We start from the raw sequence: 14438 nt of genomic DNA, 5'->3' as shown, positions 1-14438 counted from the left end.
GGGAAATTAGCCGCGAACGCGCAGCGTCAGGCCCTTGAGGAAGTTGCGCAGCAACTGGTCGCCGCACGGGCGGTAGTTGGTGTGGCCGAACTTGCGAAACAATGCGCTCAGTTCCGGCTTGGACACCGGGAACTCCGCTGCCTTGAGAATGGCGTGCATGTCGTCTTCCTTCAGTTCGAAGGCCACTCGCAGCTTCTTGAGGATGATGTTGTTGGTGACCGGTACTTCGATGGGCTGCGGCGGACGGCTTTCGTCCTTGCCGCGCTTGAAGATCACCAGGCCATCGAGAAAATGCGCCATGACGTCGTCAGGGCAGAACACGAAGCCTTCTTCCTCGTCTTTCTTGAGGTAACCCACCAGATCCGCCATGGGCACTTCCAGGCCGCCCAGCTTGATGATCTCGATGACTTTCTTGTCGCTGATGTCGAGCATGTAGCGCACGCTGCGAAGTACGTCGTTGTGAACCATGTGTGCAATCCTGATCAATCGGCAGTGGGCGCCCCAGCTCAGTGCGGCGCCGGAAAAAAGAAACTAGAACTTCTCTTTGGTGGACAGGTAACGCCACTGGCCCAGCGGCACCTTACCGATGGACACGCCGCCAATGCGGATGCGACGAATGGCCACCACCTTGAGGCCGACCGCCTGGCAAAACAGCGCGATCACCCCCGGTTGCGGGTTTTTCATGGCAAAGCGCAAGCGGTTCTCGTTCTGCCAGCTGGCCTTGACCGCCGGCAACTCCTTGCCTTTGTAGGTCAGACCATGGTTCAGGCGATTGAGACCATGGGCGACCATCTCGCCTTCGACTTCCACCACGTATTCCTGCTCGATCTTGGTGGCGTCGGCGGTGAGCTTGCGCAGGATCTTCCAGTCCTGGGTGAACACCAGCAACCCACTGGCGTTGGCCTGCAGGTCGGCGCTGGCGGTCAGGCGCAGAAAGTGGCCCTTTAGCGGGCGCTTGCCGAAACGGTGTTCTTCGCTCAGGGTCTGTGGCCCCAGGGAGGCCATCGCCGTGTCTGCATCCATGCCCGCCGGGGCGTTCAGCAGGAGGGTCACCGGCTCTGGCGCGGTGGCCTTGGCCTCGGGGTCGAGTTCGACTTTCTGGGTGGCGACCTTGAACTGCGGCTCGTCAATCACTTCGCCGTCCACGGTGACCCAGCCGCCCTCGATGAACAGCTCAGCCTCCCGACGGGAACAGCCGACGAGTTCGATGAGGCGTTTGGAGAGACGAATCGGGTCAGTCATGACAGGGCCGTAACAAAAAAGAGGGTGGGCATTGTACCTGCCTGGCGCCGGTTAATCGCGGGTCCATTTGCCTTTTAGCCGTGTTGGACCTTCAGGTCGGGCTGTTTGTAGCGCATGTGCAGCAGCGGGTACGGTTGGTTCATGCCGTCCTTTGCTGAACGACCGACCACTTCGAAGCCTTGCTTGAGGTAAAAGCCCAAGGCTTGCGGGTTCTGTTCGTTGACATCCAGTTGATCGGCGTTCATGTGCTCCATGGCATAGCGCAATAGCTGTTTGCCCAGGCCCTGGCCACGGTGTTGCGGGTCGATGAAAAGCATCTCGATCTTGCCGGCCGCGACACCGGCGAAACCGGTAATGCGCTGGCGAGCGTCCCGGGTGCAGATAAGCATGACCGCGTCCAGATAACGGGTGAGCACCAGGTTTTTCAACAATTCGATGTAGCTGTCCGGCAGAAAGTCGTGGGTGGCGCGTACCGAGGCCTCCCAGACCCGGGTCAGTTCCTGATAATCGCTGGATTTCGGTGTATGGATGACCGAGTGCTGACGCATGCCCGCCTGCTCCTTGTGCTGGATATCTCCATACGATAGCTGCAAAAAAGCCTCGCATCTTGTGAGGATAGCGAGGCTCTTCATTTTTTCGGCCTGTGAAAGAACCTGTGGGAAACATACAAGCCGAGCAAGCTCGGCTCCCACAGGTATCACATTGAGTCTGTGAAGCAGCAGATCAACCGATCTGCTCAGCCCACAGATCGTATTCGTCGGCGTCGGTTACCTTGCACCAGACCTTGTCGCCCGGCTTGAGGTTGCTGCCGTTGTCGATGAATACGTTGCCATCGATTTCCGGGGCGTCGAAGAAGCAGCGGCCCACGGCGCCTTGTTCATCCACTTCATCCACCAGCACTTCGATTTTACGGCCGATGCGCATTTGCAGGCGCGCCGAGCTGATGGCCTGCTGGTGCGCCATGAAACGCTCCCAACGGTCCTGTTTGACCTCGTCCGGCACCACGTCCAGGTCCAGGTCGTTGGCCGGTGCGCCTTCGACGGGCGAATACTGGAAGCAGCCGACGCGGTCGAGCTGGGCTTCGGTCAGCCAATCCAGCAGGTACTGGAAGTCTTCCTCGGTTTCGCCAGGGAAGCCGACGATGAAGGTCGAGCGGATGATCAGGTCCGGGCAGATCTGGCGCCAGTTCTTGATGCGGGCCAGGGTCTTGTCTTCGAAAGCCGGGCGCTTCATGGCCTTGAGGACTTTCGGGCTGGCGTGCTGGAACGGGATGTCCAGGTACGGCAGGATCTTGCCGGCGGCCATCAGCGGGATCAGTTCGTCGACATGCGGATATGGGTAAACGTAATGCAGACGGACCCACACGCCGAGGGTGCTGAGGGCTTCGCACAGTTCGGTCATGCGGGTTTTCACCGGCGCGCCGTTCCAGAAGCCAGTGCGGTATTTCACGTCGACGCCATAGGCGCTGGTGTCCTGGGAGATCACCAGCAGCTCCTTGACGCCGGCCTTGACCAGACGTTGGGCCTCGTCGAGCACATCACCCACCGGGCGGCTCACCAGTTTGCCGCGCATCGAGGGGATGATGCAGAAGCTGCAGCTGTGGTTGCAGCCTTCGGAAATCTTCAGGTAAGCGTAGTGGCGCGGGGTCAGCTTGATGCCTTGCGGCGGTACCAGGTCGATCAGCGGGTTGTGGTCCTGGCGGGGCGGCACGACGTCGTGCACGGCATTGACCACCTGCTCGTATTGCTGCGGACCGGTCACGGCCAGCACGCTGGGGTGCACGTTGCGGATGTTGCCTTCTTCCACACCCATGCAGCCAGTGACGATGACCTTGCCATTTTCCTTGATGGCTTCGCCAATCACTTCCAGGGATTCGGCTTTGGCCGAGTCGATGAAGCCGCAGGTGTTGACCACTACCACGTCGGCGTCCTGGTACGTGGATACGACGTCATAACCTTCCATGCGCAGCTGGGTCAGGATGCGCTCGGAGTCGACCAGAGCCTTCGGGCAACCCAGGGATACGAAGCCAACCTTGGGGTTGGCCGGCGCGGTAGTGGTGGACATGTCTAACCTCGGTGTAGGAGAGATCGTCTCTTGTAGAGACAGGACGCTTGACGCGCCTCTGATCAAAAAGTGCGCAATTCTAGCGGTGCTCGAAGCGCTTGACCAGCTTTATACGGGGAAAAACGACGAGTGCTGCGCTATGCTTCGCGCCGTTAAGCGCACCTGAATCTCTACAGTCAATCATTTGTCTGTAACAGGAAGTAAGGCAGCGTGGATGCAAGGTCAATCAGAGTGCTTCTTTCCAGCAACGCGGATCAGGTAGTGGGAGTGTTGGATGGAGCAGGCAGAGAGTCGGGTGTCGGGGGCCGGGCGTGCAGCGGCCAGACCCGTGGGCATGCTGGTGGCCGCCGCGGGAGTGGTCTATGGCGATATCGGCACCAGCCCCTTGTACACCATCAAGGAAGTGTTCTCCGGTCAATACGGTGTGCAGGTCAACCATGACGGAGTGTTCGGGATTCTGGCGCTGATTTTCTGGTCGCTGGTCTGGGTCGTCTCGATCAAATACGTGCTGTTTATCCTGCGCGCCGACAACCAGGGCGAAGGCGGCATCATGTCGTTGACGGCGCTGGCCCGGCGGGCGTCTTCCCCTTATCCCCGGTTGCGTTCAGTGCTGGTGATTCTCGGGCTGATCGGCGCCTCGCTGTTTTACGGTGACAGCATGATCACCCCGGCCATTTCCGTGTTATCGGCCGTGGAGGGCCTGGAGGTGGCCTTTGATGGCCTGGATCACTGGGTTGTACCAATGGCGTTGGTGATTCTGGTGGCGCTTTTTCTGATCCAGAAACACGGTACCGACCGGATCGGTAAATTGTTCGGGCCGGTCATGGTGCTGTGGTTCGTGGTCCTTGGCGGTCTGGGCATTCATGGCATCGTCCAGCATCCGCAGGTGCTCCAGGCTTTGAACCCGGCCTGGGGCGTGCGCTTTTTCATGGTGCATCCGGGTGTTGGCGTTGCGATCCTGGGGGCCGTGGTCCTGGCCTTGACCGGCGCCGAGGCCTTGTATGCGGACATGGGACATTTTGGCCGCAAACCAATTGCCCGGGCCTGGTTCGCCCTGGTGTTGCCCGGGCTGGTGCTCAACTATTTCGGTCAGGGCGCCTTGCTGTTGGAGAACCCGGAGGCCGCTCGCAACCCGTTTTATTTGCTGGCCCCAGGCTGGGCGCTGGTGCCGCTGGTGGTGCTCTCGACCCTCGCCACCGTGATCGCTTCCCAAGCGGTGATTTCCGGTGCGTTTTCCCTCACCCGCCAAGCCATCCAGCTCGGCTATATCCCGCGCATGTACATCCAACACACCTCCAGCGCCGAACAAGGGCAGATCTACATCGGCGCGGTGAACTGGGCGTTGATGGTTGGTGTGATCCTGCTAGTGCTTGGCTTCGAGTCGTCCGGCGCGTTGGCCTCAGCCTATGGCGTGGCAGTGACCGGCACCATGCTGATCACCAGCATCCTGGTGTCGGCGGTGGCGTTGTTGTTGTGGAAGTGGCCGCCGCTGCTGACGGTGCCGTTGCTGGTTGGTTTTCTGTTGGTGGACGGCCTGTTCTTTGCCGCCAATGTCCCGAAAATCCTGCAGGGCGGCGCATTTCCGGTATTGGCGGGAATCGTGTTGTTCATTCTGATGACCACGTGGAAGCGCGGGAAGGAACTGCTGGTGGATCGGTTGGATGAAGGCGCTCTGCCGCTGCCGGTATTTATCAGCAGCATCCGCATCGAACCTCCTCATCGGGTCAAGGGCACGGCAGTTTTCCTCACCGCCCGCCCGGATGCCGTGCCTCACGCACTGCTCCATAACCTGTTGCACAACCAGGTGCTGCACGAGCAAGTGGTGCTGCTGACGGTGGTGTACGAAGACATCCCCCGGGTGCCGCCGCAACGGCGCTTCGAGGTGGACGCCTACGGTGAAGGTTTCTTCCGGGTGATCCTGCACTTTGGTTTCACCGACGAACCGGACGTGCCGCTGGCTCTCAGGCTGTGTCATCTGGATGAGCTGGACTTCAGCCCGATGCGCACCACCTACTTCCTCAGTCGCGAGACGGTCATCGCGTCCAAGCTCGAAGGCATGGCTCGTTGGCGCGAAGTGTTGTTCGCCTTCATGCTGAAAAACGCCAACGGCAATTTGCGTTTTTTCAATCTGCCGCTGAACCGGGTGATTGAGTTGGGGACGCAGGTGGAGATGTAGCCCAAACAAAAAGCCCCCGTTGCCTTGTGGCAGCGGGGGCTTTTTGGTGGGCGTGGGGTTGTGTGGACAACAACTTGTGGCGAGGGGATTTATCCCCGTTGGGTTGCGAAGCAACCCTCTGGATTTTCCTGGGTTCATGACCTGTGCGAGTGCTTCGCACTCGAGCGGGGATAAATCCCCTCGCCACATCAGGTTTGCAGGGTTCACAAAAAAGCGGGTTTCAGCTCACTGTTCGGCGTTCTTGTTCTGACGTTTGTTGATTTCGTCCACCAAGCGCTTGGCCAGTGCCGGGTAGTTTTCGTCGAAGTGATGGCCGCCAGGTAGCTGGATGGCTTCGCCCACCGCCGTCTTGTCAGTGCAGCCACTTTCAGCTGCTTCTTCTACGCCATAGATGCACACCACTTTGTCGGCGGGCAGCTTGGCCATTTCCGGGCCGGTGGCGGCTTCGGTGCCGGCATTGCCGAGCCAGCCTTCGACTTCGATCTCGAAGCTGCCGGTGCGCGCAAAGGCCAGCAGGATGATTGCGTCGACCCCTTGCTGCTCGCTGGCCGGCAGGCGATTGTAGATCGCAGGCAGCACGTCGGCGCCAAAGGAATAACCGGTCAGGATGAAGCGCTTGGTGCCCCAGACCTGACGGTAGTGCTGCATCAGTTCGGTGAGGTCCAGGGCGCTTTGTTCCGGACTCTTGTGCTGCCAGTAGTAGCGCAGGGTGTCGATGCCGACGACCGGGTAGCCGATCTTGGCCATTTCTTCGGCCACGTCCCGGTCCAGGTCCCGCCAGCCGCCGTCTCCGGAGAGAAACAGTGTCACGGTGTCCCGGGCCTGGCTGGCTGGCACTTCCACCACGGGAATGCTCAGGCCGCCCTGGTCGGCGCCCACCAGGATCTTGTGCAGTTCGTTGTTCAGCACCTGTGGCAGGTTGATGTCGTAGTTGCTGATGCTGGTTTCGGCGTTCGGTTGATCCCGTACGAAACCGGCGCTGGTGTCGTCAGGGTTGTCATTCCAGGCCACCAGCCAGTGGCCGTGGGCCGCGCTTTTAGGCAGCAGGTGGGTGCAACCGGGTTTTTCCAGGGCCAGGTCCACCGACACGGCCTGAGCTTTGTCGTCCTTCTGCTCGGCCAGCCAGCGCCAGGCCAGCACGGCTCCCGGGCCGATACCGCTGACCAGCGTCGCCGATCCCTGGAGCTGCTTCAGGCCGGCCTGCAGGGCGCGGCCTTGCAGCACACAGTCCTTGGGCAGGATCACCTGGACGATCTGCGCCGAGCCGCTGCGGCTGAGGGCCAGCAATTGCGTGTCGCTGAGTTTCTGCTCTTCAGTGACCGCCACCAGCACCTGGGCGCGGGGCGGGGTGCCGGGAATGATCCGGGTCATCGGCGCACCGTCGACCGGCGTCAGTTGTTCAAGGGTCGGTTGCGGGGCAGGGCGGTTCCAGTACCAGTAACCGCCCCCTAGAATCACTGCCAACACCAACAGGGTGGCCACTACGTATCGCCAGGAACGTTGCATCATCAGCGTTTCACCAATCCAGTCAGGCCGCCTGCAATCAGGGCGGCGGTATCGGCCAGGGCTACCAGCGGATCAAGTCCGGCGGGCACGGCCATGTAACGAGGTTCCCAGTCAGGCTGGAATTTATCTTTGAAACGGCGCAGGCCCTGGAAGTTGTAGAGCTGTTCGCCACGGCGGAACACCATCGAACCCAGACGCTGGGTTAGCGGTGCGCCGCGTCGCGGTTGCAGGCCCGACAGGGGCACCATTCCGAGGCTGAAGCGGGCGTAGCCATGGGTTTTATAATGCTGAATAAGGCCGACCATCATGAATTCCATGGTCAGTTTCGGGGCGTCGGGATGGGCGCGCATCAGGTCGAGGCTGGCCAGTTCATGGTTGTAGGTCTCCAGCAGGTTGGCGAACGCCACCGGGCGGCCCTCGAAACGAATCACTGCGATGCGAAAATGCTTGAGGTAGTCGTCACTGAAGCGACCGAGCGAGAAGCCTTTCTCCCGCACGTTCTTGCCGGTCAGCCAAGCCTCGGAAATGACTTTCAGCTCATCCATCGGTGCCTGGCCTGGTTCGTGGATCTCCAGCGACAGGCCGTCACGGGTGCCGCGGTTCCAGGTGTAGCGCAAGTCCTTCATCTCTTTGCCCTTGGCTTCGAGATCGAACTGCTTGAGGTCGACCCGTGCTTCTTCACCCAACTTGATCGCCGTCAGGCCGATGTCCATGTAATACGGCAGGTTCTCGGCGCGTACCTGATAGAACACCGGACGCGCATGATGGGTATCGCACAGATCGCGGAACTGCCAGATCATTTCAGCGCGTTGCTGGGTGGGGCCGATCGGGTCGTACAGCGCCACCAGACTGCGGCCTCGGCGGGCATACATCAGAAACGCTTCGTCGTTGGGGTGAAACAGCAATGCCTTGTCACCGGTCAGGGCCAAGCCGCCGTCGGGTTGCGAAGAGGCCATGAGAATCTTTTTGGCTCGCTCCAGTTCTTCTGCCGCTGGCAACTGGATCACCGGCCGCGCGGTGCGCAGCAACCAGGTCAGGGATACCGCCACCAGCAGCACCGCCGCGCCCAGCAGTGAGCGCAGACCACGAGGGGCATCGGCATCGAGGGTGAATTGCCACCACAGTTCATGACTGTAGGGCACGTCCTGGTATGCAAACAGCAGCAGCCAGATCGACGCACCGAGCACACACAGGCTGGCAATCAGAAACAGCGGCGAAAATGGCAGCTCGGTCAGGCGACTCGGACGATAAAAGGAACGCCGGAACACCGCCAGCAAACTGGCCGTCAGCGACAGCAGGGTGGCCTCTTCCCAATCGAAACCCTTGAGCAACGAGAGCAGGGCGCCGACCAGAAGTAAAACAGTGGTCAGCATCCAGGCGGCGGACAAGCGCCGGCGCAGGCCCTGAGCAAGCAACAGGCACAGCACGCCCACGAGGCTGGCGCCGAAGTGCGAAGCGTCAACCAGTCGATGAGGGATCAGGAAGCCAATGTGTTCCAGGCGAGTATCGATCTCCGGGGTCACACCGGAAAACAGCAGCACCACGCCCGACAGGAATACCAGTACCGCCAGGATCGGCGCCGCCAGGCCCGACGCTGCACGCAGAGACTGGCGGGTCTGGAACAGCCGTTGCGCTTCATTGATCAGCAACAACACACAGGCCACCAGCATCGGCAGCAGCACATAGATCAAGCGATACAAAAGCAGGGCGGCGGCCAAAGGCGCAGCCCCCAGTTTGTCGGCGAAGGCCGCCAGCAAAACTGCTTCGAACACCCCGACCCCGCCGGGCACATGACTGAGCACGCCCGCTGCCAGCGCCAGCAGATACACCAGCAGGAATGCGCCGAACGGTGGTGCTTCGGGTAACAACAAGTACAGCACCGTGGCGGCTGCCGCGACATCCAGCGTGGTGATGATCAGTTGCAGAAGCGTCAGGCGTCGGCCGGGCAGGCGTAGGGTGTGGCGGCCGGCCTTGACCAGCAGGCTGTCCCGATAGGGCTGTTCTGGCAGGCGCCGTCGATAGATGTCGATAGCCAGCGCACAGGTGAGCAGCAGCACCGCCACACAGGTGGCTCCCAGCCACGTGGCCGGCAGGTGCAGGGCGGCGGCAGCGGCGGGAAGATCGCTGAGGGTTGCCAGGGCCGCCAGCGGTGGCAGTGCACAGCCCAGGGACAGGCTGGCGAACAGGGTCATGTGGGCGACATCCGTCGCGCCCAGGCCATGGCGGGCATATAGCCGGTAGCGAACCGAGCCTCCCGACAATAACGAGAGCCCGATGGCGTTGCCGATGGCAAAAGCGCTGAATCCGCCCAGGATCAGCGTTTGCGCTGGCAATTTCACCCCGGCATAACGGCTGGCGGACCATTCATAGCCCAGCAAGATGACGAATCCGACTACCGTCGCGGCGACTGCGCCGAGCAGGGCTGAGCGCGGCACTTGCACAATTGAGTCGTGCAGGGCGTACAGATCGAGTTCGCTCAGCAGGTGGCGACAGGCGATCAATGCGATCGCGAACAACAACAGCGTGACGGCGAGGCCGATAGGTTGACGGTACTGACTGATACGGTCCAGCCAGCGTAGCCGCTCGGCCTTGATCGGTTGGGTCGCAGTAACAGTGTCTTGCGGGGCAGACGAGTGGGCGCGCATCAATCACCTCTTGAACTATGCGCGACAGGATGGGGGCATCCAGTCCAGTTACCAATCCCTCCTGAAAAAAATAATTACAAAATATTTGTAATGAAAGCTTTTTTTGACAGGCACAAAAAAGGCCACTCTTTCGAGTAGCCTTGTTTGATGTTTGGTTGCGGGAGCCGGATTTGAACCGACGACCTTCGGGTTATGAGCCCGACGAGCTACCAGACTGCTCCATCCCGCGTCTGTGTGGCGGCATTCTACAGGCGAACGCCTGAGTGTCAACCGTTAAAAGGTCGCAGGGTCAAATAAACGGCCAATCCGTCGCCAACCCAGCTAAATGCGCGAAATCAAAAGGAAATTGTCCTACAAGCTGTAGCGTGCATTACGCCGCCGCAGGCTTGCGCCATGTTCGAATGGCTTCTCTTCAGCGGACCATTGCTCAAAAACAAACGGCCACAAAAAAGGCCACTCTTTCGAGTAGCCTTTTTTGATGTTTGGTTGCGGGAGCCGGATTTGAACCGACGACCTTCGGGTTATGAGCCCGACGAGCTACCAGACTGCTCCATCCCGCGTCTGTGTGGCGGCATTCTACAGAGGATTGGCGGGCTGTCAACCCTTGGGCGAGAAAAATCTGTTCAGCTTCAATTGCTTAGCCTAAGTCATGGGCATTGTGACAGCGCTGTGACGCAAGCCTGGCAAGGGCTGGCGCTCTATTGGACGCTTTGCCGCGATTGAAGAAATGAATTCACGTAGGTTTTTTCCAGCCGCAGGGAAGGATCTTTCCAACTACTGGTGCTATGTACAGTTGTCGGTGCGATACTGGGCGCCCGACTCGTCGCACATCCGCTTCTTTTATGACGCAACGCAAAATCATCCACGTCGACTGTGACTGCTTCTACGCCGCTATCGAGATGCGCGATGACCCGCGGCTGGCCGGCAAACCCCTGGCGGTCGGTGGTTCGGCGGACCGGCGTGGGGTAATCGCGACCTGTAACTATGAAGCCCGGGCCTACGGTGTACGCTCGGCCATGTCATCCGGGCACGCCTTGAAGCTCTGCCCTGACCTGACCATCGTCAAACCGCGGATGGAGGCCTACAGGGAGGCGTCGAAGGAAATTCATACGATTTTCAGCGATTACACTGACCTGATCGAGCCACTGTCCCTGGACGAGGCCTACCTGGATGTCTCCGCCAGTGCCCATTTCGGTGGTAGTGCCACCCGCATCGCCCAGGACATTCGTCGACGGGTTTCCAATCAGTTGCACATCACGGTGTCCGCTGGTGTCGCCCCCAACAAGTTTCTGGCCAAAATCGCCAGCGACTGGAAAAAGCCCAACGGCTTGTTCGTCATCACCCCAGACCAGGTCGAGGACTTTGTCTCGGCCCTGTCGGTCAGCAAGCTCCACGGTGTTGGAAAGGTCACTGCCGATAAGTTGAACCGGCTCGGCATTGTCGATTGCTCGCAATTGCGTCAATGGGACAAGTTGGCGCTGGTGCGCGAATTCGGCAGTTTCGGTGAGCGACTCTGGAGCCTGGCTCGTGGGATCGATGAGCGTCTGGTACACAATGACAGCCGGCGGCAGTCCATCAGTGTGGAAAATACCTATGATGTTGACCTGCCCGACCTGGTGAGTTGCCTCGACAAACTGCCGGAACTCATGGAGACCCTCAGCGGGCGCATGGCGCGGATCGACAGCAGCTATCGACCGGGCAAGCCGTTCGTCAAAGTGAAATTCCACGACTTTACCCAGACCACTCTGGAGCAGGCCGGGGCAGGGCGGGATCTGGGCAGCTACCAGTTGCTATTGACCCAGGCGTTCAACCGCGGCGGCAAGCCGGTGCGGTTGTTGGGGATAGGGGTACGGCTGGAGGATCTGCGGGGTGGATTTGAGCAGTTGGAATTGTTCGAGCGGTGAGGCGACTGTTCAAGTGCCAGTCCATACACAGTCTTTGTGGCGGCGAGCCTTTTGTGGGAGCAAGGCTTGCCCGCGATGAGGGCGATGCGGTCTTTCAGAAGTCGAGGCGGCTGTTTCGCGAGCAAGCTTTGCTCCCACAACGGGCCCTCGCCACAGAGGCCGGTTAGGCCCCATTGTTCAATTCGCCCCCGGATCCGCCACCAGGCGCCCGCCATCCTTGGTCAGGGCTTTGAGGAATTCGGTCTGCAACTCCGGATCATTGCGGGTCAGTTCGATCAGGCTTTGTTCCAGCTCACTGGCCTCTTCTTCAAGGCCCAGTTCCGACAGCCGCTTGACCCGGTGAACCCACTGGCTCACCTCGTCATCTTCCAGGTCGTCATAAATCAATGCGTGGGCCTCTACCAGCTTGCCGCGCAAGGTGCTGCTGATGCTCAAGGACGAGTCGGTGTGTACCTCGTCCAAGGTGTCCGTCACGCTGATCTGCAATTTGCCGAAGTGGCTCAGGTCATGCTCGGCGAACGGGCTTTCCAGCAGGTTCAAGCGCAACACGCCATTGCGGTCGGTGCTCAGCTCGAAGGTCTGTCGGGCAGCCTTGACCTGTACCGGGCGCTCGCTCCAGGGCAGGCTTGAGTGTTCGACCCGTTTGTCGCGCTGCACTTCATCGATTCGGGCCAGGTTCTGCTGGGCGCGGCCATGGGATGGCACGTTCATGAATGGGTTGAGCCCGGCGAAACCGTAACTGATCCAGTCCCTGGTCGCACTCTCCGGGAGGTTGCCGAGGGCAAACACATTGACCACATTAGCGCCGACCCCGGCCACCACCGCCACCGCGCCCAGCGGGATTTCGTAAACCTCCCGCCAAGGCTGGTATGGCGTGTAGCGATCGTAATGGCGGGTCACTTCGAACTCGGTGACTTCGAAGGTCTTCTGCTCATTGATTCGTACACGGCGCTGAGGCAGGTCGAGCACCTTGGGTTCACCCACATCGATCTGCAGGTTATGGTCGAGCAGTTTGCGCTCGACCCGCTCTTCGTGCTCGCTGCGTTGCGACATTTGGTTGGCACAGCCGCTGACCAGCAGGGCGCCGCACAGCGCGGCGCCCCCGAGGCCTAAGGTGTTTCGCTTGAACATGACGTCTCTATCTGATGTCAGCGGCGGATACGGGCCTGGAGGAACGACAGCACGTCGGCGACCGGCAGCGCTTGCGGCTCGGCCTCAGTGCGGCTTTTGTATTCCAGGTTGTCTTCGGCCAGGCTGCGGTCACTGACCACGATCCGGTGTGGGATGCCGATCAGCTCCATGTCCGCGAACTTGATGCCGGGGCTGGTTTTCTTGTCGCGGTCGTCCAGCAGGACTTCGAAGCCGGCGGCCGTCAGTTCGGCGTAGAGCTTGTCGGTGGCTTCGCGAACCAGTTCGGTCTCGTAGCGCAGCGGCACCAGGGCAATCTGGAACGGCGCCAGGGTATCGCTCCAGATGATCCCTTTGTCGTCGTTGTTCTGCTCGATGGCAGCCGCTACCACGCGGGACACGCCGATGCCGTAGCAGCCCATTTCCAGGGTCACCGGCTTGCCATTTTCGCCCAGCACTTCGCACTTCATCGCCTTGCTGTATTTGTTGCCCAGCTGGAAGATGTGCCCGACTTCGATGCCTCGCTTGATTTCCAGGACGCCTTTGCCGTCCGGGCTCGGATCGCCCGCCACGACGTTGCGCAGGTCGGCCACGGTTGGAACCGGCAAGTCGCGCTCCCAGTTCACGCCGAAGTAGTGCTTGTCATCGATGTTGGCGCCGATGGCGAAATCGCTCATCAGCTCCACCGAGCGGTCGATGATGATCGGCAGCGGCAGGTTCAACGGGCCGAGGGGAGCCGGCACCGGCGCCGATGGCGTCGCGCAGTTCGGCGTCGGTGGCCATGACCAGGGGGCTGGCGACGCCTGGCTGGTTGCCAGCCTTGATTTCGTTCAGCTCATGATCGCCGCGGATGATCAGGGCGATCAGCTTGCCTTCTTCTTCGGCGCGCACGATCAGGGTCTTGATGGTGCGTTCGATCGGCAGGTTGTAGCCTTCCACCAGTTGGGCGATGGTCTTGGCGTTTGGTGTGTCCACCAGGCGCAGTTCTTCGGCCGGTGCAGGGCGGGAGGTTTCCCGTGGCACGGCCTCGGCTTTTTCGATGTTGGCGGCGTAGTCGGAACCGTTGCTGAAGACGATGTCGTCTTCGCCGGACTCGGCCAATACGTGGAACTCGTGGGAGCCGGCGCCACCGATGGAGCCGTTGTCGGCTTCAACTGGGCGGAATTTCAGGCCCAGGCGGGTGAAAATGTTGCAGTACGCCTGGTGCATGCGGTCGTAGGTGACTTGCAACGAGGCCAGGTCGGTGTGGAAGGAGTACGAATCCTTCATGATGAATTCGCGGCCACGCATCAGGCCGAAGCGTGGGCGGATCTCATCACGGAATTTGGTCTGGATCTGATACAGGTTGATCGGCAGCTGCTTATAGCTGCTCAACTCGTTGCGCATCAGATCGGTGATCACTTCCTCGTGAGTCGGGCCTGCGCAGAAGTCGCGACCATGACGGTCTTTGATGCGCAGCAACTCCGGGCCGTATTCTTCCCAACGTCCCGACTCCTGCCACAGCTCGGCCGGCTGGGTGCCCGGCATCAACACTTCCAGAGAACCGGCGGCGTTCATCTCTTCGCGAACGATAGCTTCTACCTTGCGCATCACTCGCAGGCCCATCGGCAGCCAGGTGTAAAGGCCCGAGGCGAGTTTGCGGATCATGCCGGCACGCAGCATCAGCTGGTGGCTGATCACGACGGCGTCGGAAGGCGTTTCTTTCTGTGTGGCGAGCAAAAATTGACTGGTGCGCATGGTTGGCCGTTGTCGGTTGCTGATGACGAGAAGTGA

9 protein-coding genes, 2 tRNA genes and 1 pseudogene are annotated in these 14438 nt (G+C 60.4%); 2 read left to right on the top strand and 10 right to left on the bottom strand.

Annotated elements, in window-relative coordinates:
* Window positions 1-6: 6 nt before the first annotated feature.
* The 4 genes from PSH57_RS22785 to rimO form a co-directional block, all read right to left on the bottom strand.
* A complete protein-coding gene (locus PSH57_RS22785) occupies window positions 7-468 on the bottom strand; it encodes a YehS family protein (RefSeq protein ID WP_305385704.1) in 462 nt (153 codons plus the stop codon).
* A gap of 63 nt (window positions 469-531) precedes the next feature.
* On the bottom strand, window positions 532-1242 hold the full coding sequence (locus PSH57_RS22780) for an rRNA pseudouridine synthase (RefSeq protein WP_305385703.1): 711 nt from the start codon (window positions 1240-1242) through the stop codon (window positions 532-534).
* A 74-nt stretch (window positions 1243-1316) separates the two neighbouring features.
* Complete coding sequence (locus PSH57_RS22775) at window positions 1317-1790, bottom strand: GNAT family N-acetyltransferase (RefSeq protein WP_305385702.1); 474 nt, start codon at window positions 1788-1790, stop codon at window positions 1317-1319.
* 175 nt (window positions 1791-1965) lie between these two features.
* Window positions 1966-3306, bottom strand: a complete 1341-nt coding sequence (gene rimO, locus PSH57_RS22770) for a 30S ribosomal protein S12 methylthiotransferase RimO (RefSeq protein ID WP_305385701.1) — start codon at window positions 3304-3306, stop codon at window positions 1966-1968.
* Between the two features lie 334 nt (window positions 3307-3640).
* On the opposite strand from rimO, the gene PSH57_RS22765 reads away from it, so the two are divergent.
* Entirely contained in the window at window positions 3641-5482 is a 1842-nt protein-coding gene (locus tag PSH57_RS22765; RefSeq protein ID WP_422766111.1) for a potassium transporter Kup, read from the top strand.
* Between the two features lie 225 nt (window positions 5483-5707).
* On the opposite strand, the gene PSH57_RS22760 is transcribed toward PSH57_RS22765, so the two are convergent.
* The 4 genes from PSH57_RS22760 to PSH57_RS22745 form a co-directional block, all read right to left on the bottom strand.
* Complete coding sequence (locus PSH57_RS22760) at window positions 5708-6991, bottom strand: virulence factor family protein (RefSeq protein WP_305385699.1); 1284 nt, start codon at window positions 6989-6991, stop codon at window positions 5708-5710.
* The gene (gene mprF / locus PSH57_RS22755) at window positions 6991-9633 is read right to left on the bottom strand and encodes a bifunctional lysylphosphatidylglycerol flippase/synthetase MprF (protein ID WP_305385698.1); all 2643 of its coding nucleotides are present in this window, start codon (window positions 9631-9633) and stop codon (window positions 6991-6993) included. Before mprF ends, PSH57_RS22760 begins: the two co-directional genes overlap by 1 nt.
* 152 nt (window positions 9634-9785) lie before the next feature.
* A tRNA-Met gene (locus PSH57_RS22750) sits at window positions 9786-9862 on the bottom strand.
* 254 nt (window positions 9863-10116) lie between these two features.
* Window positions 10117-10193, bottom strand: a tRNA-Met gene (locus tag PSH57_RS22745).
* A gap of 282 nt (window positions 10194-10475) precedes the next feature.
* Here PSH57_RS22745 and dinB point away from each other — a divergent pair.
* Window positions 10476-11537 (top strand): DNA polymerase IV, encoded by a 1062-nt coding sequence (gene dinB, locus PSH57_RS22740; protein WP_305385697.1) that lies wholly within the window; start codon window positions 10476-10478, stop codon window positions 11535-11537.
* A gap of 177 nt (window positions 11538-11714) precedes the next feature.
* Here dinB and PSH57_RS22735 read toward each other — a convergent pair whose 3' ends face one another.
* Together PSH57_RS22735 and PSH57_RS22730 are read right to left on the bottom strand one after the other, a co-directional pair.
* Window positions 11715-12668, bottom strand: coding sequence for a YceB family lipoprotein (locus PSH57_RS22735; protein WP_305385696.1), 954 nt, complete (start codon window positions 12666-12668; stop codon window positions 11715-11717).
* Between the two features lie 17 nt (window positions 12669-12685).
* A pseudogene (locus PSH57_RS22730) lies at window positions 12686-14402 on the bottom strand (proline--tRNA ligase).
* Window positions 14403-14438 lie beyond the last annotated feature (36 nt).

It is taken from the genome of Pseudomonas hefeiensis (genome assembly GCF_030687835.1).
Lineage (GTDB): Bacteria > Pseudomonadota > Gammaproteobacteria > Pseudomonadales > Pseudomonadaceae > Aquipseudomonas > Aquipseudomonas hefeiensis.
The sequence above is the reverse complement of the archived record's forward strand: the minus strand, read 5'-3'. Positions and strand labels throughout refer to the sequence as shown.